Source organism: Kitasatospora kazusensis, from assembly GCF_039529945.1.
Lineage (GTDB): Bacteria > Actinomycetota > Actinomycetes > Streptomycetales > Streptomycetaceae > Kitasatospora > Kitasatospora kazusensis.
The window spans coordinates 1-22,864 of record NZ_BAAANT010000034.1; the positions used below are offsets into that span (position 1 = coordinate 1).

The following is a 22,864-nucleotide window of genomic DNA, read 5'->3' on the forward strand; positions in this document are numbered from 1 at the left end:
CTCGGCTGGGAAACCCCAGCCGAGCGTCTGGCTAAACTCCTCACGGCCTAGACAACCAACCACGTGTTGCAACGACCGCTAGAAACCGCCCTGCGCGAAGACGGAAGGCAACAGGCCGGAGCCTTCCGTCTTCGCGCAGTTCCCCGCGCCCCTTGAGAAGCCGCGCGTACTACGCGCCGATCGCGTGGAGGCCGCCGTCGACGTGGACGATCTCGCCGGTGGTCTTGGGGAACCAGTCGGAGAGCAGGGCCACCACTCCGCGGCCGGCCGGCTCCATGTCGGTGACGTCCCAGGGCAGCGGGGAGCGGCCGTTCCAGGTGTCGGCCAGCTGCTCGAAGCCCGGGATGGACTTGGCGGCCATCGACTTGAGCGGACCGGCCGAGACCAGGTTGCAGCGCACGTTCTGCTTGCCGAGGTCGCGGGCCAGGTAGCGGGAGGTAGCCTCCAGCGCGGCCTTGGCCGGGCCCATCCAGTCGTACTGCGGCCAGGCCACCGTGGCGTCGAAGGTCAGGCCGACGACGGAGCCGCCGTTCTCCATCAGCGGCAGGCAGGCCATGGTCAGTGCCTTCAGCGAGTACGCCGAGACGTGCATCGCGGTGGCGACGGACTCCCACGGGGTGTTCAGGAAGTTGCCGCCCAGTGCGTCCTGCGGCGCGAAGCCGATGGAGTGCACGACGCCGTCCAGCGAGCCCAGCTCGGTCCGGACCAGGTCGGCCAGGCCGGCCAGGTGCTCGGTGTTGGTGACGTCCAGCTCCAGCACCTTCACCGGCTTCGGCAGCTTCTTGGCGATGCGCTCGGTCAGGCTGGGCCGCGGGAAGGCGGTCAGGATGATCTCGGCGCCCTGCTCCTGGGCCAGCTTCGCGGTGTGGAAGGCGATGGAGGACTCCATCAGCACACCCGTGATGAGGATGCGCTTGCCCTCGAGAATTCCACTCATGGTCAGTGACCCATGCCCAATCCGCCGTCTACGGGAATGACGGCTCCAGTGATGTATGCGGCCTCGTCCGACGAGAGGAAGCGCACGACGGACGCAATCTCGGCGGGCGCGGCGTAACGGCCGAGCGGCACGTTCGCGACGATCTCCTTGCGGCGCTCGTCGGTGAGCACCGCCGTCATGTCGGTGTCGACGAAGCCGGGAGCGACCACGTTGACCGTGATGTTGCGCGAGCCGAGCTCGCGCGACAGCGAACGGGCGAAGCCGACCAGGCCCGCCTTGGACGCCGAGTAGTTGGCCTGGCCGGCCGAGCCGGAGAGCCCGACCACCGAGGAGATCAGGACGACCCGGCCCTTGCGCGCCCGCAGCATCTTGTTGGACGCCCGCTTGACCACCCGGAACGCGCCGGTGAGGTTGGTGTCGACGACCGAGGTGAAGTCCTCCTCGGTCATCCGGAGCAGCAGGGTGTCCTTGGTGATGCCGGCGTTGGCGACCAGCACCTCGACCGGGCCGTGCGCGGCCTCGACCTCGGTGAAGGCCGCGTCGACCTGTGCGGCGTCGTTGATGTCCGCGCGGACGGCGATGACCTGGAACTTGGCCAGTTCGGCCGGGACCTCCCCCGAGCGGCTGGTGATGGCGACCTTGTCGCCCGCCTCCGCGAAGGCCAGGGCGATCGCGAGGCCGATGCCCCGGTTACCTCCGGTGACGAGAACCGAGCGGCTCAACGATCCACCTCTCTCCTTGGTTGACAGCGGCCATGCGGGGTGAGCACGTCTGATGCCGACCGGACCGCAACGGTACGCGGCGTGCGCGTACGCAGTGTGACGCTATCGGTCCGGTCCAGGCTGCGGCGGGTCCAGCTCCCACAGGTCCGTCCGGCGCGAACTGTCGTATCCCGACAACCGCCCTGTTCGCGGCCGCTCCGAGCCCTGGTGGCCCGCCCCGGGAACAACCGGACGGGTCGGACCCGTTGATCCCAGGGCGCCGGAGAGAATCCGGATGCCGCTGCGCGCGGTCCCCGCGGGACAATCCCCCCGGGACGGTCCCATCAGGGCGATCACGCCCCACCCCCGGTGACGACGAAAGCGATGACGCGGATGAGCGAGGCACAACCCAGCCCGGGTGGCAGGACCACGCGCCTGGTCCTGGCGGCCCTGGCCGTGACGGCGGGCGCCGCCGCCTGGGCCCTGCGGGACCTCCCGGCGGCTCTCGGGCGGCGTCCGGACGGCCGGTCCGCCCGGATCCGCAACTCGCCGCAGTACCGCGACGGCGTCTTCCACAACGCCCCCTCCGCACTGGTCCGGTCGGCCCGCGAGACCCCGGACATCAACCGCAACACCGTCCAGCGGATGCTGTTCGACCGGGAGGACCGCCGCCCGGTCAAGCCGGTGCCCACCGTCCGGCCCGAGGGCGGCCCGCAGCGGCCGGCCGCCGCCGGCGTGGAGATCGTCTGGTACGGGCACGCCTCCGCGCTGGTCGAGATCGAGGGCACCCGGGTGCTGCTCGACCCGATCTGGAGCGACCGCTGCTCCCCCGCCACCCACGTCGGCCCCAAGCGGCTGCACCCGGTGCCGGTCGAGCTGGAGGAGCTGCCGCAGGTCGACGCGGTACTCATCTCGCACGACCACTACGACCACCTGGACATGGCGACCGTGAAGCGGCTGGTGGCCTCCCAGTCCGCACCCTTCGCGGTGCCGCTGGGCATCGGCAGCCACCTGCGCCGCTGGGGCGTCCCCGAGCACCGGATCATCGAGCTGGACTGGGACGAGACCTGCACCCTGGGCGACCTGACGCTCACCCTCACCTCCGCCCACCACTTCTCCGGGCGCTCCACCACCCGCAACACCACGCTCTGGGGCTCCTGGGTGATCGCGGGCCCGACCCGCAAGGTCTACTACACCGGCGACTCCGGCTACTTCGAGGGCTACGCGGCGATCGGCGAGCAGCACGGCCCGTTCGACGCCGCGCTGGTGCAGATCGGCGCGTACGACGTGGCCTGGGCCGACATCCACATGACGCCCGAGGACGCCGTCCGCGCCCACCTGGACCTGAAGGCCGAACTGCTCGTCCCGGTCCACTGGTGCACCTTCAACCTGGGCCTGCACCCGTGGTCCGAGCCGGTGGAACGCCTGCTCGCCGAGGCCAAGTCCCAGGCCGTCCCGCTCGCCGTCCCCCGCCCGGGTGAGCGCGTCGACGTCGACAACCCCCCGGAGCTCGACGGCTGGTGGGAGGCCCTCACGTAGGGCGGACGTTCCTTCAGGCGCGGGGTTCACGTACGCAAACGGACACCCCAAGGGGCGCGGGGAACTGCGCGACCAGGGCACGACGTCGGTGCACGGCTGGTCGCGCAGTTCCCCGCGCCCCTGATGGTTACCCGTGTGCGTCCGGTTCGGCGGCTGAATGGGGCGTTATTTGCTGGATCGAGGGCTGCCGACAGGCGATGATGCGAGCTGGACGCCCCTGTCCGTGCCGCCCTCGATCCCAGGGAGCCCGATGTCGCCGACATCCCGCGCCGTCGATCCGCAGTTCCTCGCGTACCCGCTCCGCACTCTCGCGGACGCCGCCCTCGGCCGGGCCACCCGGCTCGGCGCCTCGCATGCGGACTTCCGGCTGGAGCGTGTCCGCAGCGCGTCCTGGCGGCTGCGGGACGCCCGCCCGGCCGGTACCTCGGACAGCGTGCAGCTCGGCTTCGCCGTCCGGGTGCTGCTGGACGGCGCCTGGGGCTTCGCCGCCGGGGTGGACCTGACACCGGAGGCGGCGGTGCTGGTCGCCGAGCAGGCGGTCGCGGTGGCCCGGCTCTCCGGGCGGATCAGCCGGGCCGCCGGCTCGACCGACGCGGTCGAGCTGGCCGAGGAGCCGGTGCACGCGGACGTCACCTGGATCTCCGCGTACGACGTCAACCCCTTCGAGGTGCCGGACGCCGAGAAGACCGCGCTGCTCGCGGAGTGGAGCAGCCGCCTGCTGGCCGCCGACGGCGTGTCACACGTCCAGGCCAACCTGCTGACGGTGCAGGAGAACAAGTTCTACGCCGACACCGCCGGCACCGTCACCACCCAGCAGCGGATCCGGCTGCACCCGGAGCTGGAGGCCACCTCGGTCGACGAGCGGACGGGCGCCTTCGACTCGATGCGGACGATCGCGCCGCCGGTCGGGCGCGGCTGGGAGTACCTGCTCGGCACAGGCTGGGACTGGAACGCGGAACTCGCCGAACTCCCCGGGCTGCTGGCCGAGAAGATGAAGGCCCCCGGCGTCGAGCCGGGCCGGTACGACCTGGTGATCGACCCGTCCAACCTCTGGCTGACGATCCACGAGTCGGTCGGCCACGCCACCGAGCTGGACCGCGCGCTCGGCTACGAGGCCGCCTACGCGGGCACCTCGTTCGCCACCTTCGACCAGCTCGGCTCGCTGAAGTACGGCTCCGAGCTGATGCACGTCACCGGTGACCGGACGGCCGAGCACGGGCTCTCCACCATCGGGTACGACGACGAGGGCGTGGCCGCCCAGTCCTGGGACCTGGTCAAGGACGGCACCCTGGTCGGCTACCAGCTGGACCGCGCGATGGCCCGCCTGAAGGGCCTGGGCCGCTCCAACGGCTGCGCCTTCGCCGACTCCCCCGGCCACGTGCCGGTGCAGCGGATGGCCAACGTCTCGCTCCGGCCGGCGGCGGGCGGCCCGGACACCGAGGGCCTGTTCGAGGGCGTCGAGAAGGGCCTGTACATCGTCGGCGACCGGTCCTGGTCGATCGACATGCAGCGGTACAACTTCCAGTTCACCGGCCAGCGCGCGTACGCGATCCGCAACGGCCGGCTCGCGGGCCAGGTCAAGGACTTCGCCTACCAGGCCACCACCACCGACTTCTGGGGCTCGATGAGCGCCGTCGGCGGCCCGCAGACGTACGTGCTCGGCGGTGCCTTCAACTGCGGCAAGGCCCAGCCGGGCCAGACCGCGGCGGTCAGCCACGGCTGCCCGTCCGCGCTGTTCCAGGGTGTCAACGTGCTCAACACGCAGCAGGAGGCGGGTCACTGATGGCCACCGTTCAGCCCCACGAACTGGTCGAACTGGCCCTCGGGCTCTCCCGCGCCGACGGCTGCGTGGTGATCGCCGACGAGGAGTCGACGGCGAACCTGCGCTGGGCCGCCAACGGGCTCACCACCAACGGCGTCACCCGGGGCCGCCGCCTCACCGTGATCGCCACCGTGGACGGCGGGCAGGGCACCGCCTCGGGCGTGGTCTCCCGCGAGGCCGTCACGCCGGACGAGGTGGAGAGCCTGGTCCGGGCCGCCGAGGACGCCGCCCGCGACGCCGGGCCCGCCGAGGACGCCCAACCGCTGATCGCCGGGCACCCGGCCTCCGCGGACTTCACCGCGCCGCCGGCCGAGACCTCGGTCGAGGTGTTCGCCGAGTTCGCCCCGGCGCTCGGCGAGGCCTTCGCCCGGGCCCGTGCGGCCGGCCAGCTGCTCTACGGCTTCGCCCGGCACGAGCTGACCAGCAGCTACCTGGGCACCTCCACCGGCCTGCGGCTGCGGCACGACCAGCCGACCGGCTGCGTCGAGATCAACGGCAAGACCGCCGACCTGACCGGCTCCGCCTGGGTGGGCGCCGCGACCACGGACTTCCGCGACGTCGACGTCGCGGCACTGCACTCCGAGGTCACCCGGCGGCTCGGCTGGGGGCAGAAGCGGATCGACCTGCCCGCCGGGCGGTACGAGACGCTGCTGCCGCCCTCCGCGGTGGCCGACCTGATGGTCTACCTGTCCTGGTCCGCGGGCGGCCGGGACGCGGCCGAGGGGCAGACGGTGTTCAGCAAGGCCGGCGGCGGCACCCGGGTCGGCGAGCGGCTCAGCCCGCTGCCGCTGACCCTGCGCTCCGACCCGGCCGCACCCGGGCTGGAGGCCGCGCCGTTCCTGCTCACGCACTCCTCCGGCGAGACCGCCTCGGTCTTCGACAACGGCCTGCCGCTCGCCGCCACGGACTGGATCCGGGACGGCGAACTCGTCAGCCTGTTCACCACCCGGCACGCGGCCGCCCTGACCGGCCTCCCGGTCGCCCCGCCGATCGACAACCTGGTGCTGGAGACGGCCGGCGGCGACGCCCCGACCCTGGACGAGATGATCGCCCGCACCGAACGCGGGCTGCTGCTGACCTGCCTCTGGTACATCCGCGAGGTGGACCCGGCCACGCTGCTGCTCACCGGACTGACCCGGGACGGCGTCTACCTGGTCGAGAACGGCGAGGTGGTCGGCGCGGTCAACAACTTCCGCTTCAACGAGTCCCCCGTCGACCTGCTGTCCCGGATCACCGAGGTCGGCCGCACCGAGCCCTGCCTGCCGCGCGAGTGGGGCGACTACTTCACCCGGGCCGCGATGCCGCCGGTCCGGGTCGCCGACTTCAACATGAGCTCGGTGAGCCAAGCCTCGTAGAAGGACGACCCCACGCATGGACGAGAAACGGACCGTCAAGATATCGAAGAGCCTGTCCAGGGTGCTGCGGCACGACCCGGGCCGGGTCGGTCTCACCCTGGACGGGGCCGGCTGGGTGGCGGTGGACGCGCTGCTCGCCGCCCTCCGCCTGAGCCGGGCGGAGCTGGACCACGTGGTGGCGACCAACAACAAGCGCCGCTTCGCCTACTCCGACGACGGTCTGCGGATCCGCGCCAGCCAGGGCCACACGGTGGCGGTCGACCTCGGTCTGGCCGCCACCGAGCCGCCGCCGGTGCTCTTCCACGGCACCGCGGAGCAGACGGTCTCCGCGATCTTCCGGGAGGGCATCCGGCCGATGTCCCGGCAGGACGTCCACCTCTCGACCGACACCGAGACGGCCGTCCGGGTCGGCTCCCGGCACGGCCGCCCGGCCGTCCTGACGGTCGACGCGGCAGCGATGGCCGCGGCCGGCCACCTCTTCCGGGTCAGCGCCAACGGCGTCTGGCTGACGGACACGGTCCCCCCGGAGTACCTCCACCGCGGCTGAGCCGTCCACTACCCAGGGGCGCGTGGGGGCACCTCCCGGCCGAAGGCTGGGGGAGAACTGCGCGAAAGCGGAAGGCGCCGCACCCGAACTGTCCATCCCACCGCACTTTGCACCACCCAGGGGCGCGAGGAACTGCGCGAAGACGGAAGGCACCGGACCTGAACTCTCCAGCTCACCGCCCGTTGCACTACCCAGGGGCGCGAGGAACTGCGCGAACGCGGAAGGCCCCGCACCGTCACTCCCGACTCACACAGTTCCCCGCGCCCCCAGGGGCAGCCCCCCACCCGTCGGGAGACAGAGCGTACGGTGGGAAGGCCGCGCCCGGACCGGGGTGCGGGTGCTGACGAGGACGGTAGAGCCATGGGCAAGAGCGGGCCGGTCTTCCGGATCACCGGGGCGCGGAGCAGCCTCTCCGAGGACGTCCGGGGGCGTCAGCGGCGCTACGTGATCTCGATGCTGGTCCGCACCGCGTGTGTGCTGCTCTCCGTGGTGCTCTGGGACGTGCAGCGGTACGTGGCGTTCGCGGCCCTGGGCGGCGCGGTGCTGCTGCCGTACTTCGCCGTACTGATCGCCAACGCCGGACGGGAGCGCGCGCCGGGGCTGCCGAGCACCTTCGCGGTGCCCGAGCAGACGCCGCTGATGCTCGGCCCCGGGGGCACCGGTGGGGGCGGCGCGGCCGCCAAGGACGCCCCCAAGGGCTGAGGAACACTCAAGCCGACCGCCCGGTCTGTCCGGTTCTGCTGGCGTTTGACTGTTAGAAAGCTCAGAACAACCTCAGATAAATCATGGAAGAGCTAGCCATCCGGGGGGCCTGGCGTGACATACTGCGTACGCGCTCCGCATCCCCCGTCGGAGCGACAGACCGACGCCGGGCGGCTCCCCCCGTGGCTGCCCGGCGTCGTCATGTCCTCTTACCGGCCTCGATCGTGAGTGCGAGACTGGCGGTGCACACTCCCGCCCCACTCCTCAGGACGGCTCACAGATGAACAGCCTCTTCGGCTCCGCCGACGGCCCCGAGGGTCCCCCGGTCTGCTCCGGCAAGGGCTGCCGCCTGCCCGCCGTCTGGGTCCTGGTCTGGAACAACCCCAAGCTGCACACCCCGGACCGCCGGAAGACCTGGCTCGCCTGCGACGAGCACCGCGAGCACCTCTCCCAGTTCCTGAGCGTCCGCGGCTTCCTCAAGGAAACGGTCGCCCTCACCGACTGGACCGAGTAGCTCCTCAGGGGCGCCTCGGGGCACCCGTCCGCCGGAGGCTAGCCGCCGATCGCCGACATCGGCCGGTCCGGCTGGAGGAACTCCGGGTTGTCTATCCCGGCGCCCGCCTTCTTGCCCCACATCGCCGCGCGCCACAGCGCGCCGATCTCGGCGTCCGTCGCGCCCGCCCGCAGGGCGCTCCGCAGGTCGGTCTCGCCGGTCGCGAAGAGGCAGTTGCGGACCTGCCCGTCGGCGGTGAGCCGGGTGCGGTCGCAGGCGCGGCAGAACGGGCGCGTCACCGAGGCGATCACCCCGACGCTCGCCGGGCCGCCGTCCACCAGCCAGCGCTCGGCGGGCGCCGCGCCGCGGGTACCTGCGCCCTCGGGGGTGAGGGCGAAGCGGGCGTGCAGCCGGTCGAGGATCTCCTCGGCGGTGACCATCTGCGAGCGGTCCCACCCGTGCTGGGCGTCCAGCGGCATCTGCTCGATGAACCGCAGCTCGTACCCGCGCTCCAGGCACCAGGCGAGCAGGTCGGCGGCCTCGTGGTCGTTGACGCCGCGCATCAGGACGGCGTTGAGCTTCACCGGGGCCAGCCCGGCGGCCTCGGCGGCGGCCAGGCCGTCCAGCACGTCCTGGTGGCGGTGACGGCGGGTCAGGGTGAAGAAGGTGTCGGCGTCGAGGGTGTCGAGCGAGACGTTGACCCGGTCCAGACCGGCCCGGTGCAGGGCGGTGGCGGTGCGGGCCAGCCCGATGCCGTTGGTGGTGAGCGAGAGCTCGGGCCGCGGCTCCAGCTCGGCGCAGGCGCTGACGATGGAGACCAGGCCGGGGCGCAGCATCGGCTCGCCGCCGGTGAAGCGGACCTCGCGCACGCCGAGGTCGCGCACGGCCAGCGACACCAGACGGACGATCTCCTCGTCGGTCAGCAGGTCGGGCTTGCCGAGCCACTGCAGGCCCTCCTCGGGCATGCAGTAGGTGCACCGCAGGTTGCAGCGGTCGGTCAGTGAGACCCGCAGGTCCACTGCCTGCCGACCGAAGGTGTCGAGTAGCACTGCGGCCTCCTCCCAGCTGTGTTTCGTCGGGGACGCGAACCGGCCCGGCCGCCACTGGGGCGGGCCGGGCCAGCTTATCCGGATGATCGGACAGCCCCCGGGCCTCGTCCGATGACAGAACCGTAAGAACTCAGTGCGCGCCCAGGCCGGTGAGCGACCTGACCTCCAGTTCAGCGTACTTCGTCGGGTCGGCGGGCCGGCGGGAGAGCAGGGTGCCGATCCAGCCCGCCAAGAACCCGACCGGGATGGAGACCAGGCCGGGGTTCTCCAGCGGGAACCAGTGGAAGTCGCTGTGCGGGAAGAGCGCGGTCTTGGTACCGGAGACCACCGGGGAGAAGACCACCAGGGTGACGGAGCTGACCAGGCCGGCGTAGACCGAGCTGACCGCGCCGGTGGTGTTGAAGCGCTTCCAGAACAGCGAGTAGAGCAGCGTCGGCAGGTTGGCCGAGGCCGCCACGGCGAAGGCCAGCGCGACCAGGGCCGCGGTGTTGAGCTTGTCCGCGTAGATGCTCAGGGCGATGGCCACCGCGCCGATCACGACGGCCGCCAGCTTGGCCGACTTGATCTCCTCCCGCTCGCCCGCCTTCCCGCGCCGGATCACGTTGGCGTAGATGTCGTGGGCGAAGGACGCGGACGAGGCGAGGGTGAGCCCGGCCACCACCGCCAGGATGGTCGCGAAGGCGACGGCGGAGATGATCGCGAGCATCGCGGCCCCGCCCGCCGAGCCCGCTCCGCCGCCCAGGTGCTCGGCGAGCAGCGGCGCGGCGGTGTTGCCCGCCGCATTGGACTTCTTGATGGCCGCGGGGCCGACCAGCGCGGCGGCGCCGAAGCCGAGCGCAAGGGTCATCAGGTAGAAGACGCCGATGATGCCGATCGCCCAGAGCACCGACTTCCGGGCCGCCTTGGCGGTGGGGACGGTGTAGAAGCGCACCAGGATGTGCGGGAGCCCGGCGGTGCCGAGCAGCAGGGCCAGCGCCAGGCTGATGAAGTCCAGCTTGGTGGTGCCGGTGGTGCCGTACTTGAGGCCGGGTTCCAGGAAGGCCGAGCCCTTGCCGCTGGCGTGGGCGGCGGCGCCGAGCAGGCTGGACAGGTTGAAGTGGTACTTGGCGAGCACCATGAAGGTCATCACCGCGGCGCCGGCGATCAGCAGGACCGCCTTGACGATCTGCACCCAGGTGGTGCCCTTCATCCCGCCGACGACGACGTAGACGACCATCAGGGCGCCCACCGCGACGACCGTCCAGCGCTTGGCGCCCTCTCCGCTGACGCCGAGCAGCAGGGAGACCAGCGAGCCGGCGCCGACCATCTGGGCCAGCAGGTAGAAGATCGACACCACGATGGTGGAGATGCCGGCGGCCGTCCGGACCGGGCGCTGCCGCATCCGGAAGGCCAGCACGTCGGCCATGGTGTAGCGGCCGGAGTTGCGCAGCGGCTCGGCCACCAGCAGCAGGGCCACCAGCCAGGCGACCAGGAAGCCGATCGAGTAGAGGAAGCCGTCGTAGCCGAAGAGCGCGATGGCGCCCGCGATGCCGAGGAAGGACGCCGCCGACATGTAGTCGCCGGAGATCGCCAGGCCGTTCTGGAGGCCGGTGAAGCCCCGGCCGCCGGCGTAGAAGTCGGCGGCGTCCTTGGTCTGCCGCCCGGCCCAGAGCGTGATGCCCAGGGTGGCGAGCACGAAGACGCCGAACAGGGTGAGGGTGAGGGTCCGGTGCTCACTGGCGGAGCCGGCCAGCAGGACGGTGCCGTGGCTCATTCGCCCGCCCCCCGGGGTGCGACCAGGGTGGCCGGGGCGACCTGCTCGCGGATCGCGGCGGCGGCGGGGTCGAGCCTGCGGTCCGCGTAGCGGGCGTACCAGGCGGCGATGGCGAAGGTGCTGGCGAACTGGAGCAGCCCGAGTACCAGGGCGATGTTGACGTGCCCGAAGACCTTGGTGGCCATGAACGCGGGCGCGTAGCTGGAGAGCAGCACGTACAGCAGGTACCAGAGGATGAAACCTGCGGTCACGGGGAAGGCGAAGCCCCGGAAGGCGCCGCGCAGCGAGCGGAACTCCTCCGTTTCGTCGGTGCGTCGGACTTCTGGCGGTACTGCCTCGGCGGTCGGCGGGGTGTCCACTCGGTGTCTCCTGACGTCTTCGGATGCGCAGGTGGAAATACCGGACGTGAGCGGCGTCACAGTCAGGGCGTGCCGCTGCATGTTAAAGCGACCGAAGGGTTACAGAAAGTACCCGACCGGCGTAGTCGCACGATCTGGCCGAAAACCGATCAGGACATGCCAGTGGAGCGACACCCGGGCCGGGCGCCGCTCCACTTGAATGAACGTCACATCTGATGAACCGTCAGAACGAGATCCGGACCTTCAGCGCCGTACGGTCGTCCATCGCCCGGTAACCGTCCGGCACACCGTCCAGGGTGACGGTCCGGTCGAACACCAGGCCGGGGTCGATGGTGCCGGCCAGCACGTCGGCGAGCAGCTCCGGGATGTACGCGCGGGCCGGGGCGACGCCGCCGCCGAGCGCGACGTTGCGGCCGAACATCTGGCCGATGTCGACGCCCGCGCTGCCGCCGTGCGGCACGCCGACGTAGCCGACGGCGCCGCCGTCGCGGGTGATCGAGATCGCGGTGCGCATCGACTCCTCGGTGCCGACGGCCTCCAGCACCGAGTGCGCGCCCTGGCCGCCGGTCAGCTCCTTGACCGCCTCGATCGCCTCCTCGCCGCGCGCGGCGACCACGTCGGTGGCGCCGAACTTGCGGGCGATGTCGGTGCGGACCTGGTGGCGGCCGAGCGCGATGATGCGGCCGGCACCGAGCCGGTGCGCGGCGAGCACCCCGCACAGGCCCACCGCGCCGTCGCCGACCACCGCGACGGTCGAGCCGGGGCGGACCTTCGCGGAGACCGCCGCGTGGTGCCCGGTGGCCATCACGTCGGAGAGCGCCAGCAGGCTCGGCAGCAGCTTCTCGTCGGTGGCGGCCTCCTTGGGCAGCTGGACGAGGGTGCCGTCGGCGAACGGGACCCGGACGGCCTCGCCCTGTCCGCCGTCCGAGCCGACCTCGCCCCAGAACCCGCCGTGCGGGCAGGAGGTCTGCAGGCCCTCGCGGCAGAAGTCGCAGACGCCATCGGACCAGACGAACGGCGCGACCACGAAGTCACCGGGCCTGAAGCCCGACACCTCGGAGCCGACCTGCTCGACGATGCCGAGGAACTCGTGCCCGATCCGCTGCCCGGCCTCCCGGGCGGCCACACCCCGGTACGCCCAGAGGTCGCTGCCGCAGATGCAGGCGTTGACCACCCGGACCACCGCGTCGGTCGGCCGCTGAATCTGCGGATCGGGCACCTCCTCGATCCGGATGTCGTTCGGGCCGTGGATCACAGTGGCGCGCATGAGGGGTTTCCTTCGCGGAGCTGCACCGGAGGGGTACCGGTGACCTGGGGAGATGGTGGGACCGGTAGTACGACCATTCCGCTCCTCACTCTATTCCGGCAGTTGACGAACTCCCTGTCGAAATGTCGCGTACGCCACTGCGGGGGGCTCCGGCGGCCGTCGTTGTGGGCGCCCGCCCTTAAAGTGGTTCACCATGCACGCGATCCAGTCACCGTGGGACGACTCCGCCCGGACGGCGCCCCTCCCGGCGCAGCGCAGCCCCGAGCACGGCGAGGGCTTCGCCGTGGTCGACGTCGAGACCACCGGGCTCGGCCGTACCGACCGGGTCATCTCCGCCGGCGTCTACCAGCTGGACGGGCACGGCGAGGTCACCGACCACTGGTACACCCTGGTGAACCCGCAGCGGGACCCGGGCCCGACCTGGATCCACGGGCTGACCAGCGCCGCCCTGGCCGGCGCGCCGACCTTCCCCGAGATCGCCGACGAGCTGGGCGAGCGGCTGCGCGGGCGGGTGATGGTCGCGCACAACGCGCTCTTCGACTGGAACATGATCTCCCGCGAGTACTCCCGCGCCGGGCTGCGCGCCCCCGTCGAGCAGCGGCTCTGCACCATGGTGCTCTCCCGGGACCTCGGGCTGCCGCTGCCCAACGGCAAGCTGGCCAGCCTCGCCGAGTACTTCGGCGTCCAGCAGCGCCAGGCGCACAACGCGCTGGACGACGCCCGCGTGCTCGCCGAGGCCTTCCGCCCCAGCCTGCACCTGGCCCGGCAGGGCGGCATCCCGCTGCCGCTGACCACCTGCGTGGCCGTCACCGACCTCGGCGAGGACGGCTCCGCCCAGGCGCCGGCCCGCGGCTCCTGGAGCTCCTCCTACCGGCCCGCCCGCAAGCGCCCGGCCTGCCCGTACCCGAACCCCGGCCGCTGGCGGGACGGCACCCCGCTGACCCAGGGCATGCGGGTGGCGATCACCGGCGACACCGCGACCGACCGGGAGCTGCTGGAGGACCGCGCGGCCGAGGCCGGCCTGCACATCGCCTCCTCGGTGAGCCGGCTCACCAGCCTGCTGGTCACCAACGAACCGGACAGCTGGAGCGGCAAGGCGCGCAAGGCCCGCGAGTACGGCACGCCGGTGGTCGGCGAGGACGCCTTCCTCCAGCTGCTGCGCGAGGTCGCCGCGCACCCCGGTGTCTGATCGGCCCCGGCCGTAGGCGTAGCGTGCCGTTGTGTACCGATTTCTGCTCTCCTGGCGCTGGGCGATCATCACCCTGATCGGCCTGCTGCTGATTCCGACGATGATCCGGCTGGGCTTCTGGCAGTACCACCGCCACGAGGCCAGGGTCGCCCGCAATCAGCTCATCGCGCAGAACCTGACCTCGACGCCCGTCGCCTTCGACTCGCTCACCGCGTCCGGGCGCGCCGTGCCCGGCGACCTGACCTGGAAGGCCGTCACGGCCACCGGGCAGTACGACGCGGCGCACGAGTTCGTGATCCGCAGCCGGACGGAGCCGGGCGGCAGCAGCATCGGGTACTACGTCATCACGCCGCTCAGGCTGGCGGACGGCAAGGGCGACGTGCTGGTGAACCGGGGCTGGGTCGACTCCCCCACCGACACCGCCAGCTACCCGCCCGTCCCGGCCCCGCCGGGCGGCCAGGTCACCGTGACGGGCCGGCTGCGCGGCGACGAGACGTACGCCAACAGCGGTATCCGGGACCGCGGCGGACTGCCGGACCGGCAGTACAAGCTGATCAACAGCGAGCAGGCGGCCCAGCGGACCGGCGCCACCTTCCTCGGCGGCTACCTGGAGCTCGCCCTCCCGGGCCAGGCCGCCGGCGCCTTCCCCGAGGCGCTCCCCGACCCCGAGCACTCCGACATCGGCCCGCACATGGCGTACGCCGTCCAGTGGTGGCTGTTCACCGCCCTCGTCCCGATCGGCCTGGTGGTCTTCGCCCGCCGCGAGGCCCGGGACCTGGCCGCCGCGAAGAAGCAGCCCGCACCGGAACTCGTACCCGCGTAGGCCCGGGCCGCCGGACCGGGCAGGATGGGCCCCATGGATCTCGGACTGCAGCAGAAGGTGTACGTGGTAACCGGCGCCACCCGTGGACTCGGGCTGGCCTCCGCACGGGAGTTGGTCGCGGACGGTGCCCGGGTGGTGCTCAGCGGACGCAGCGCGGAGTCGGTGGCCGCCGCCGTCGCCGAGCTGGGCGGCCCCGGGCTGGTGCACGGCGTGGTCGCGGACAACGCGGACCCTGCCACCGCCGAACAGCTGGTCGCGGCGGCCCTGGAGCGGTTCGGACGCTTCGACGGCGTGCTGATCAGCGTCGGCGGCCCGGCCGCCGGCCCGGTGCTCGGCGCCGAGGAGGACGCCTGGCGCGGCGCCTTCGAGTCGGTCTTCCTCGGGGCGCTGCGGATCGCCCGGGTCTCCGCGGCCGCACTCGGCGAGGGCGGTGTGATCGGGTTCGTGCTGTCCGGGTCGGTCCGCGAGCCGATCGGCGGGCTCGGCATCTCCAACGGCCTGCGGCCGGGCCTCGCGATGGCCGCCAAGTCCCTGGCCGACGAGCTCGGCCCGCGCGGCATCCGGGTGGTCGGCCTGCTGCCCGCCCGGATCGACACCGACCGGGTCCGCGAGCTGGACGCCCTGGGCGGTGACGCGGCCGCCGCCCGCGCCCGGGCCAACGCGAAGATCCCGCTCGGCCGTTACGGCACCCCCGAGGAGTTCGGCAAGGTCGCGGCCTTCCTGCTGTCGCCCGCCGCGTCCTACCTGACGGGCGTCATGGTCCCGGTCGACGGCGGAGCCCTCCGAGGCCTCTGAGGGAACCCGTTCTGCACCTGGTCAACCACAACAGGGGCGCGTGGGGGCACCTCCCGGCCGAAGGCTGGGGGAGAACTGCGCGCGCAACCGTCCACGTACGTCGTGCCCTGGTCGCGCAGTTCCCCGCGCCCCTGGAGGAACCCCGTCCTGAAGGGTTACCCCCGCAACCCCGGTCAGCTGACGCGCGGCCGCTTCGGGGCGCGAGCCGCCGCGTGGCCGGCCACCTGGAGCCGGAGTTCGCAGGGGAGGTCCGGGAGGGCGAGGCTGGTCCGGGCGTGGGCCAGCGGGCCGGTGTGGAACTCGTCCAGCAGGGCGGCGGGGGTGCCGCCCTGCCCCAGCCGGACGGCGGCCCGGAGCAGCAGGCGCCTGCGGTTGCCCGTGAGGCGAACCCGGACCCGGGTGACTTCGGGGAGGTCCACGGTCTCGGTTTCGAGCGCGTCCTCCAGCGCGCGGCCGCGCAACCGCAGCGCCGGCCCCCGCCCCGGCGGGGTGGGCAGGGTGACCGTGCCGGGCCCGCTGCGACGCAGCTGGGCGACCAGCCACCAGAGCGCGCCGACCACGGCGAGCGAGAGCACCGTGATCACGGTCGGCCACCACCAGCCGCGCTCCGTCCAGCGGGTGCGGGAGGCGGTGCTGACCACGGGCTGGTGCGGCGAGGTGAGCGGCCACCAGCCGGCCGGGTGCAGGTGCAGCCTGCCGTACAGGCCGAAGCCGCCCGCCAGGACCAGCAGGCCGGCGCCGAGCAGCAGCACACCGCCGACGGCGAGCATGGACCGGTTGACGGTGGATCGGCTCATCGGTGCGCCTCCGGCGTTCTGCGGACCCGGACGTCGAGCCGGTTCGGGAGGGCGAGCGGGATCAGGTCGAGCTCGGCCCGCAGGCCGCGCTGGAGGCTCGCCGGGTCGGCGCTGCCCCGGATGGTGACCCTGGTCCGGTTGTGCCGGACCCGGACCTTGACGGACACCACGCCCGGGTACTCGTCGGCCCGGCGGGCGAGCAGGGCGGCCACCCCGGACCGGTCGATCGCCGCGCCCGGGCGGCCGAGCGGCAGCCAGTGCCGCAGACCCGGGGTGAAGGCGAGCAGGCAGAGCCAGAGCCCGAGCAGCACCGCGACGCCCGCGCCGAGCCGGATCCACGGGTCGTCCAGGTGCCGGGTGGCCAGCTGGTGGGCGAGGTCGGCCCGCCAGGGCTTGGCCCGCTGCCCGGTCCGGACGGCGACCACGTCGGCGAGCAGCCCGCCGGCCACCAGCAGGACGGCGGTGGAGAGCAGCACCGCGCCGACCGTCCGGGGCGAGCGGAGGCGGTGGGCCTTGACCGCCGGCTCCTCCTCCACCGACGGCCGGGCCTGGTCAACGGTCACCCGGGGTCTCCTTCGGTACCAGCCGCTCGACCACCACGGTCACCTCGGCGATCTCGGTGCCGGTCAGCGCGGTCAGCTGCTCGGCGACCGCGGCCTGGGCCAGCCGGGCCAGCGCGGCCAGGTCCGCCGGGAAGGGCAGCTCCAGTCCGAGGGTGAGCCTGGTCCCGCCGTGGTGCGGCGCGGAGACCGAGACCCGGGGCACACCGCCCGTCCCGGGCCACCCGGCCCAGGCGCCGGCCAGCGCCTCCCGGGCGGCCCGGGCGGCGATCCGGGCGAGCACCCGGTCCGCGATCCGCAGCCTGCCGCGCTCGGCGGCGGCCGCCGGGGGCCGCCCGACGGCCGCGACGGCGGACATCAGCGGCGCCGGTCGCGGTTGCGCAGCAGATCGCCCAGCTCGCTGAGCTCGATGTCGCCTTCGAGCAGCCGGCCGACCACGAATCCGACCACGCCCAGCACCCCGACCAGCAGGAAGGCGGCGAATCCGCCGAAGTAGCCGGCGAAGCCCAGGGCCATGCCCACCAGCAGGCCCGTCAGGGCGAGATTCATCCGCTACTCCTCTTCGGGTGGGCCGGTCTCGGGGGCGCCGGTCTCGGGGATGTCGGTCTCGGGGGGGTCGGTACGGGCGTTGCTACTGGACCCGTGGGCGCTGGCCCCGCGAGTCCGCTTCCTCGTCCTCGTCGATGTCCGGGTCGTCGGGCAGGTGGACGTCGTTGACGGCGATGTTGACCTCCACCACCTCCAGGCCGGTCATCCGCTCGACGGCGGTGATGATGTTCTCCCGTACCTGGGCGGCGAGCTTCGGGATGACCACGCCGTACTCGACCACCAGGGCGATGTCGATCGCGGTCTGCTTCTCCCCCACCTCGGCCTTGATCCCCCGGCCGACACTGGACTTGCCACCCGGCACCCGGTCGCGCATCGCCCCGAACGTGCGGGAGAGACCGGAGCCCAGCGCGTGGATGCCCGAGACCTCGCGGGCGGCCATCCCGGCGATCTTCTCGACCACGCCGACCGCGAGGGCCGTGCGGCCGCGTTCGGCGGTGGGTGCGGGGTCGTCGGCGCGGGACGCCCGGCGCTGGTCGTCGTGGTGCTGGTCGCTCCGGTGGGGATCGTTCTTGTGCAGGTCGGCGGGCGTCGGGGTGTCAGGCACGGTGATCTCCTGGGGTGTCCGGTCCAGCTATATCGCAAACCAGCCCAACTCTGACATTCCGCCACGGAGTCCGCGCGCCGCGCTGAGCCGGATGACCTGGCGGACGCGAGCGGGCCCGGTCCGCCTGGACCGGGCCCGCACCTACGCTTTCCTTCCGCTTTCCGCCCGCTTTCCGCCCGCTGTCCGGCAGCGGCGGCGGTCAGTCGCCGATTCCGGCGAGGTCGCGCAGCCGGCGCGCCTGCGCCGCCCGTTCGGCCGAGCGCTGCTCGTCGTACGAGCGCCCCCCGGCGCCCTGCAACAGCGCCTTGGTCTCGACCACCGCGTTGCGGGGTGCCGCGAGCAGTGCCCCGGCGAGGTCGCGCACGGCCGCCTCCAGCTCGTCGGCCGGCACCGCGAGGTTGGCCAGCCCGGTGGCCACGGCCTCCTCGGCGCCCACCCAGCGGCCGGTCACGCAAATCTCCAACGCCCTGGCATAGCCGACCAGTTCGGTGAGCGGCTTGGTGCCGGCCAGGTCGGGGACCAGACCGAGCGAGGTCTCCTTCATGGAGAACTGCACATCCTCCGCGACCACCCGGAGGTCACAGCCGAGGGCGAGCTGGAAGCCCGCGCCCACCGCGTGGCCCTGGACGGCCGCGATGGTGATCAGGTCGGGGCGGCGCCACCAGCTGAACGCCTCCTGGTAGCCGGCGATGGTGTCGTCCAGCTCCTTGTCCTCGGCGGCGGCGAGCCGCAGGAAGTTCGGCTCGCCGGGGATGCCCTCCGGGCTGAACATGGCCCGGTCCAGACCGGCCGAGAACGAGACCCCCTCGGCCCGGAGCACCACGACCCGTACCGTCCCGGGCAGTTCACGCCCGACGGCGGCGAGCGCGCGCCACATCGCCGGGGACTGGGCGTTGCGCTGCTTCGGACGGCAGAGCGTCACCGTGGCGGTCCCGCCGTCGATCTCAAGGCGGACACCGGCCTGCTCCCAGGACTGGGCGTCGGTTTCCAGGGCGGTCATTTCGGTACCTCCAGCAGAGGGGCAGTAGAGCTACTGGAGAGTAACAAAACCGCGCCGGAGCCGACAGGCCCGGCCGGTGCCGGGCGCCGCGCGGCGGGCACCGGCCACGACCGGCCGACCCGGGAAAACGACGATCGGCGGTCGGGAAATCCCGGCCGCCGATCCGTCTGGAGCTGATGGTGCTAGAAGCCTTTGATCCAAGCTGCTGACTGCCCTGCCGCCGCGCACTCTCGCGCGTCGTTGCCCGACGCGCCGTGAGGGTGGAGCACGCCGCGCGTCACGAGCAGGGACCGGTACGGGGCGACCACGACCAGGGAGGGTCTACTCGTGGGTCGGACCGCCCGCCGGTATGACGGCCTGTCAGGAACCTGCTCCCGCAGTAGCCTTGTTCTTGCCCCGCGTGGCACCGCCGCGACCTCGGAGGTTCACTCCGGACTCGCTGAGCATGCGGTGCACGAAGCCATAGGAGCGGCCGGTCTCCTCCGCGAGAGCGCGAATGCTCGCCCCGGAGTCGTATTTCTTCTTCAGATCGGCCGCGAGCTTCTCACGCGCGGCACCGGTCACCCGGCTGCCCTTTTTCAGAGTCTCGGCCACCCGTGCCTCCTCATAGCTTGCTCGGTCAGATTCCCATGATCACCCATAGCCAGCGTCCTGGCCACCCATTCGACAAGGTCGATACCGGGAAAGCGCAGTCTGCCGGTGGTGTTCGCAGCGCACAAGAGCGCTCACTCTGAGCCACGCGCCCCCGGTCCAGCGGGCCCGTCGGGACGAAAGGGCTGATCAGCACGGCCGCCCCGCCCGCAAAAGCGGGACGGGGCGGCAGTGGACCGACTTAAACGGAATCTCTGACTCTCCCATTCCCGATCTGTGCCGAGGATGAGATTTTCTACGTCGGACAGCTGATTCCGTGTCTACCTCGGAGCAGTGCCCAAGATCAGGCACGGGCTCAAGGTCAAGCTGACGGTGAGGCTCCGGACCGCACTCGGGACGGGGCCGGTGAAGGTTCCGCCGGCCACTCGGGCACGGTGGCGGAAGGACTCAGGCGAGCGAGACCAGATCCCGGTAGGCCGGGCTCCAGAGGTCCTCGACACCGTCGGGCAGCAGGATGATCCGCTCCGGCTGGAGGGCCTCGACCGCGCCCTCGTCGTGGGTGACCAGGACGACGGCGCCGCTGAAGGAGTGCAGCGCGCCGAGGATCTCCTCGCGGCTGGCCGGGTCGAGGTTGTTGGTCGGCTCGTCGAGCAGCAGCACGTTGGCGCTGGAGACCACCAGCGAGGCCAGCGCGAGACGGGTCTTCTCACCACCGGAGAGCACCCCGGCCGGCTTGTCGACGTCGTCGCCGGAGAACAGGAAGGACCCGAGGATCTTCCGGATCTGCACCAGGTCCGTGTCGGGCGCGGCGGAGCGCATGTTCTCCAGCACGCTGCGCTCGGGGTCGAGCGTCTCGTGCTCCTGGGCGTAGTAGCCGATCTTCAGGCCGTGGCCGGGGATGATCTCGCCGGTGTCCGGCTGCTCCACACCCGCGAGCATCCGCAGCAGAGTGGTCTTGCCCGCACCGTTGAGCCCGAGGATGACCACCCGCGAGCCACGGTCGATCGCCAGGCCCACGTCGGTGAAGATCTCCAGCGAACCGTACGACTTCGACAGGCCCTCGGCCATCAGCGGCGTCTTGCCGCACGGCGCCGGGTCCGGGAAGCGCAGCTTGGCGACCTTGTCGGAGACCCGGACCTGGTCCAGGCCCGCCAGCAGCTTCTCGGCGCGGCGGGCCATGTTCTGGGCGGCGACGGTCTTGGTCGCCTTGGCGCGCATCTTGTCGGCCTGCGAGTTGAGGGTCGCGGCCTTCTTCTCCGCGTTGGCGCGCTCGCGCTTGCGGCGCTTCTCGTCGTCCTCGCGCTGCTGCTTGTACTGCTTCCAGCCCATGTTGTAGATGTCGATGGCCGAGCGGTTGGCGTCCAGGTAGAACACCTTGTTGACGACGGTCTCGACCAGCTCGACATCGTGGGAGATCACGATGAAGCCGCCCTTGTACGTCTTCAGGAAGTCCCGCAGCCAGGCGATCGAGTCGGCGTCGAGGTGGTTGGTCGGCTCGTCGAGCAGCAGGATGTCGGCATCCGAGAAGAGGATCCGGGCCAGCTCGACCCGGCGGCGCTGACCACCGGAGAGGGTGTGCAGCTCCTGGCCGAGAATGCGGTCCGGCAGCCCGAGGGCGGCGGCGATGGTGGCGGCCTCGGCCTCGGCGGCGTACCCGCCCTTGGTGAGGAACTCGGTCTCCAGGGTGGAGTACTTCTTCATCGCCTTGTCACGGGTCGCACCCGTGCCGTTGGCCATCCGGGCCTCGTTCTCGCGCATCTTGCGCAGGACGGTGTCCAGGCCACGCGCGGACAGGATGCGGTCGCGGGCCAGCACGTCGAGGTCGCCGGTACGGGGGTCCTGCGGGAGGTAGCCGACCTCGCCCGAGTTGGTGACCGTGCCACCCGCGGGCAGGCCCTCCCCCGCGAGGACCTTGGTCAGGGTGGTCTTGCCGGCGCCGTTGCGGCCGACCAGACCGATCCGGTCACCCGGGGTGATCCGGAAGCTGGCGTTCTCGATCAGGATGCGAGCGCCGGCGCGCAGCTCCAGGGCATTGACGGAAATCATGGCTGGGGAGAACTCCTGGGAAGTAGGCGGGACGCCTGGACATGGCACAGGGCCCGGGCAGCATGGGAGGGGGGCAACGCTCGGGGCCGGCGGGCTACGAAGGGCCTCGCCGCGTGCCGCTAATGCCCGGAGTAATCAGCCATACGGGCCAGTCTACCGGGACCCCTGGATTAGCTGCGCAGCGGAACAGCTGTGCAGCGGATCAGCTGTGCAGCTCGCCCGCCGGGAACGAACCCAGGGGCGCGGGGAACTGCGCGAGGCGGAAGGTACGGCGCCGTCACTCCCGTTTCGCGCAGTTCCCCGCGCCCCTGGGTGGGCCCAGCCTGAGCAGGTGCACAGGCGCGGGAGCGTCACTCCCGTTTCGCGCAGTTCCCCGCGCCCCTGGGTGGGCCCTACCTGAGCAGGTGCACGGGTGCGGGAGCGCTGCTCCCGGTTTCGCCCCGACCGGAGGTCAGGTCGCGGGGCAGTCCGTGCCCGGCTTGAGGGCGGCGAAGGGGACGGTCGGGCCGCCGCAGGCGGGTTCCGGGGCGCCCTTGCGGGTGTCGAAGATCCGGTGGCCGACGATCGGGCCGTCGTCGATGGAGACCCGGTGGCCGTCCAGGCGCTGGAGCAGGACCTGCGGGCCGGCGTTGAGCTGCCAGCCCTGGCCGTCCAGCCGGATGCCGGTGATGCCGCCGGGCAGCGGGTGGCCGCTGCCGTTGGTGCCGCCGCAGATGCGCGGCACCATGACCGCGTCGTCGGTGTGGACGGCCCGCAGCGGGTCGTACGAGCAGCCGCCGAGCGGGCGGGAGTTGAACCGCAGGTCGCCGTCGCGGTCGCGGAAGACCATCAGCAGCGCCGGGGTGACCACGGCGACTCCTGGCTCGTTCTCGATCACCGGCTGGAGTGCGGCGGTGGCCCGCTGCACGGCGATCTGGCGGCGTTCCACGTCCGTGCGGGTGGCCGCGCCGGGGTCGCCCTCGCCGCTCAGCCACTCGCTGAGGCCGGGTACGGCCCGGTGCCAGCGGACCTCGTGGTCGCTGGTGCGGACGGAGGTGACCATGCCGTCGTCCCAGACGACCACGGCGCTGTCGCCGGCCATCGCCAGGTACAACGCGGTCGCGCCCTCGCGACGGTAGGACCAGAGCGGGCTGCCGGAGGTCCGGTCGTAGGCCTCCAGGCCGGGGCCGACCTTGAGCTCCAGCTGGCCGGTGTTCAGCGACTGGGCGCTGACCGGGCTGGCGTCGGCGCCGCCGGGCTCCGCCATCCGGTCACCGAACGGGACGGGGCGGTTGGCATGCGCGGCGGCACCGGCTCCGAGCACCAGCACCGCGGCCAGGGCAGGGAGCACGGATCGGCGGGTGAGGGCACGCAGCGGCTTCCAGGACACTGGCGGAGCGTACCTTC

At 72.2% G+C, this 22,864-nt stretch carries 24 protein-coding genes; 9 read left to right on the forward strand and 15 right to left on the reverse strand.

Annotation, left to right across the window (positions count from 1 at the left end; all coding sequences use genetic code 11):
* Nucleotides 1–169: 169 nt before the first annotated feature.
* Nucleotides 170–937, reverse strand: a complete 768-nt coding sequence (fabI, locus tag ABD330_RS24015) for an enoyl-ACP reductase FabI (RefSeq protein WP_344468043.1) — start codon at nucleotides 935–937, stop codon at nucleotides 170–172.
* Nucleotides 938–939: 2 nt separating this feature from the next.
* Nucleotides 940–1,659: a 3-oxoacyl-[acyl-carrier-protein] reductase gene (gene fabG / locus ABD330_RS24020; protein WP_344468044.1), complete on the reverse strand. Its 720-nt coding sequence runs from the start codon at nucleotides 1,657–1,659 to the stop codon at nucleotides 940–942.
* A gap of 372 nt (nucleotides 1,660–2,031) precedes the next feature.
* Between fabG and ABD330_RS24025 the strand changes: the two genes are divergently transcribed.
* The 6 genes from ABD330_RS24025 to ABD330_RS24050 all read left to right on the forward strand — a co-directional run bounded on the left by ABD330_RS24025 (nucleotide 2,032) and on the right by ABD330_RS24050 (nucleotide 8,117).
* A complete protein-coding gene (locus tag ABD330_RS24025) occupies nucleotides 2,032–3,177 on the forward strand; it encodes an MBL fold metallo-hydrolase (RefSeq protein WP_344468045.1) in 1,146 nt (381 codons plus the stop codon).
* 250 nt (nucleotides 3,178–3,427) lie between these two features.
* Nucleotides 3,428–4,960, forward strand: a complete 1,533-nt coding sequence (locus tag ABD330_RS24030; RefSeq protein WP_344468046.1) for a TldD/PmbA family protein — start codon at nucleotides 3,428–3,430, stop codon at nucleotides 4,958–4,960.
* Entirely contained in the window at nucleotides 4,960–6,354 is a 1,395-nt protein-coding gene (locus ABD330_RS24035) for a metallopeptidase TldD-related protein (RefSeq protein ID WP_344468047.1), read from the forward strand. Before ABD330_RS24030 ends, ABD330_RS24035 begins: the two co-directional genes overlap by 1 nt.
* Before the next feature lie 16 nt (nucleotides 6,355–6,370).
* Entirely contained in the window at nucleotides 6,371–6,901 is a 531-nt protein-coding gene (locus ABD330_RS24040; protein ID WP_344468048.1) for an RNA 2'-phosphotransferase, read from the forward strand.
* A 360-nt stretch (nucleotides 6,902–7,261) separates the two neighbouring features.
* On the forward strand, nucleotides 7,262–7,603 hold the full coding sequence (locus ABD330_RS24045) for a DUF3099 domain-containing protein (protein WP_344468049.1): 342 nt from the start codon (nucleotides 7,262–7,264) through the stop codon (nucleotides 7,601–7,603).
* 280 nt (nucleotides 7,604–7,883) lie between these two features.
* Nucleotides 7,884–8,117: a hypothetical protein gene (locus ABD330_RS24050; RefSeq protein ID WP_344468050.1), complete on the forward strand. Its 234-nt coding sequence runs from the start codon at nucleotides 7,884–7,886 to the stop codon at nucleotides 8,115–8,117.
* A 38-nt stretch (nucleotides 8,118–8,155) separates the two neighbouring features.
* On the opposite strand, the gene moaA is transcribed toward ABD330_RS24050, so the two are convergent.
* The 4 genes from moaA to ABD330_RS24070 form a co-directional block, all read right to left on the reverse strand.
* A complete protein-coding gene (moaA, locus tag ABD330_RS24055; protein ID WP_344468051.1) occupies nucleotides 8,156–9,145 on the reverse strand; it encodes a GTP 3',8-cyclase MoaA in 990 nt (329 codons plus the stop codon).
* Nucleotides 9,146–9,275: 130 nt separating this feature from the next.
* Entirely contained in the window at nucleotides 9,276–10,898 is a 1,623-nt protein-coding gene (locus ABD330_RS24060; RefSeq protein ID WP_344468052.1) for a solute symporter family protein, read from the reverse strand.
* A complete protein-coding gene (locus tag ABD330_RS24065) occupies nucleotides 10,895–11,257 on the reverse strand; it encodes a DUF485 domain-containing protein (protein ID WP_344468053.1) in 363 nt (120 codons plus the stop codon). The genes ABD330_RS24060 and ABD330_RS24065 overlap by 4 nt, the downstream gene beginning before the upstream one ends.
* A gap of 223 nt (nucleotides 11,258–11,480) precedes the next feature.
* Complete coding sequence (locus ABD330_RS24070) at nucleotides 11,481–12,524, reverse strand: zinc-dependent alcohol dehydrogenase family protein (RefSeq protein ID WP_344468054.1); 1,044 nt, start codon at nucleotides 12,522–12,524, stop codon at nucleotides 11,481–11,483.
* Between the two features lie 193 nt (nucleotides 12,525–12,717).
* Between ABD330_RS24070 and ABD330_RS24075 the strand changes: the two genes are divergently transcribed.
* Genes ABD330_RS24075 through ABD330_RS24085 form a run of 3 tightly spaced genes read left to right on the forward strand, consistent with a single transcriptional unit; the run spans nucleotide 12,718 to nucleotide 15,331 of the window.
* Nucleotides 12,718–13,713, forward strand: coding sequence for a DEDDh family exonuclease (locus ABD330_RS24075; RefSeq protein ID WP_344468055.1), 996 nt, complete (start codon nucleotides 12,718–12,720; stop codon nucleotides 13,711–13,713).
* Between the two features lie 31 nt (nucleotides 13,714–13,744).
* Nucleotides 13,745–14,536, forward strand: coding sequence for an SURF1 family cytochrome oxidase biogenesis protein (locus tag ABD330_RS24080; RefSeq protein ID WP_344468056.1), 792 nt, complete (start codon nucleotides 13,745–13,747; stop codon nucleotides 14,534–14,536).
* A 33-nt stretch (nucleotides 14,537–14,569) separates the two neighbouring features.
* Nucleotides 14,570–15,331, forward strand: coding sequence for an SDR family oxidoreductase (locus ABD330_RS24085; protein ID WP_344468057.1), 762 nt, complete (start codon nucleotides 14,570–14,572; stop codon nucleotides 15,329–15,331).
* 173 nt (nucleotides 15,332–15,504) lie between these two features.
* On the opposite strand, the gene ABD330_RS24090 is transcribed toward ABD330_RS24085, so the two are convergent.
* From ABD330_RS24090 to ABD330_RS24130, 9 genes are all read right to left on the reverse strand, one after another.
* The gene (locus tag ABD330_RS24090) at nucleotides 15,505–16,128 is read right to left on the reverse strand and encodes an Asp23/Gls24 family envelope stress response protein (protein ID WP_344468058.1); all 624 of its coding nucleotides are present in this window, start codon (nucleotides 16,126–16,128) and stop codon (nucleotides 15,505–15,507) included.
* Complete coding sequence (locus tag ABD330_RS24095) at nucleotides 16,125–16,691, reverse strand: DUF6286 domain-containing protein (protein ID WP_344468059.1); 567 nt, start codon at nucleotides 16,689–16,691, stop codon at nucleotides 16,125–16,127. Before ABD330_RS24095 ends, ABD330_RS24090 begins: the two co-directional genes overlap by 4 nt.
* A complete protein-coding gene (locus ABD330_RS24100) occupies nucleotides 16,681–17,046 on the reverse strand; it encodes a hypothetical protein (protein WP_344468060.1) in 366 nt (121 codons plus the stop codon). The genes ABD330_RS24095 and ABD330_RS24100 overlap by 11 nt, the downstream gene beginning before the upstream one ends.
* Nucleotides 17,046–17,237: a hypothetical protein gene (locus tag ABD330_RS24105; RefSeq protein ID WP_344468061.1), complete on the reverse strand. Its 192-nt coding sequence runs from the start codon at nucleotides 17,235–17,237 to the stop codon at nucleotides 17,046–17,048. The genes ABD330_RS24100 and ABD330_RS24105 overlap by 1 nt, the downstream gene beginning before the upstream one ends.
* 82 nt (nucleotides 17,238–17,319) lie before the next feature.
* The gene (locus tag ABD330_RS24110) at nucleotides 17,320–17,847 is read right to left on the reverse strand and encodes an Asp23/Gls24 family envelope stress response protein (protein WP_344468109.1); all 528 of its coding nucleotides are present in this window, start codon (nucleotides 17,845–17,847) and stop codon (nucleotides 17,320–17,322) included.
* A 193-nt stretch (nucleotides 17,848–18,040) separates the two neighbouring features.
* Nucleotides 18,041–18,841: an enoyl-CoA hydratase/isomerase family protein gene (locus tag ABD330_RS24115; RefSeq protein WP_344468062.1), complete on the reverse strand. Its 801-nt coding sequence runs from the start codon at nucleotides 18,839–18,841 to the stop codon at nucleotides 18,041–18,043.
* Nucleotides 18,842–19,201: 360 nt separating this feature from the next.
* On the reverse strand, nucleotides 19,202–19,435 hold the full coding sequence (locus tag ABD330_RS24120; RefSeq protein WP_344468063.1) for a helix-turn-helix domain-containing protein: 234 nt from the start codon (nucleotides 19,433–19,435) through the stop codon (nucleotides 19,202–19,204).
* Between the two features lie 444 nt (nucleotides 19,436–19,879).
* Nucleotides 19,880–21,478, reverse strand: a complete 1,599-nt coding sequence (locus tag ABD330_RS24125) for an ABC-F family ATP-binding cassette domain-containing protein (protein ID WP_344468064.1) — start codon at nucleotides 21,476–21,478, stop codon at nucleotides 19,880–19,882.
* Nucleotides 21,479–21,929: 451 nt separating this feature from the next.
* On the reverse strand, nucleotides 21,930–22,847 hold the full coding sequence (locus tag ABD330_RS24130) for a PQQ-binding-like beta-propeller repeat protein (protein WP_344468065.1): 918 nt from the start codon (nucleotides 22,845–22,847) through the stop codon (nucleotides 21,930–21,932).
* Between the last annotated feature and the right edge of the window lie 17 nt (nucleotides 22,848–22,864).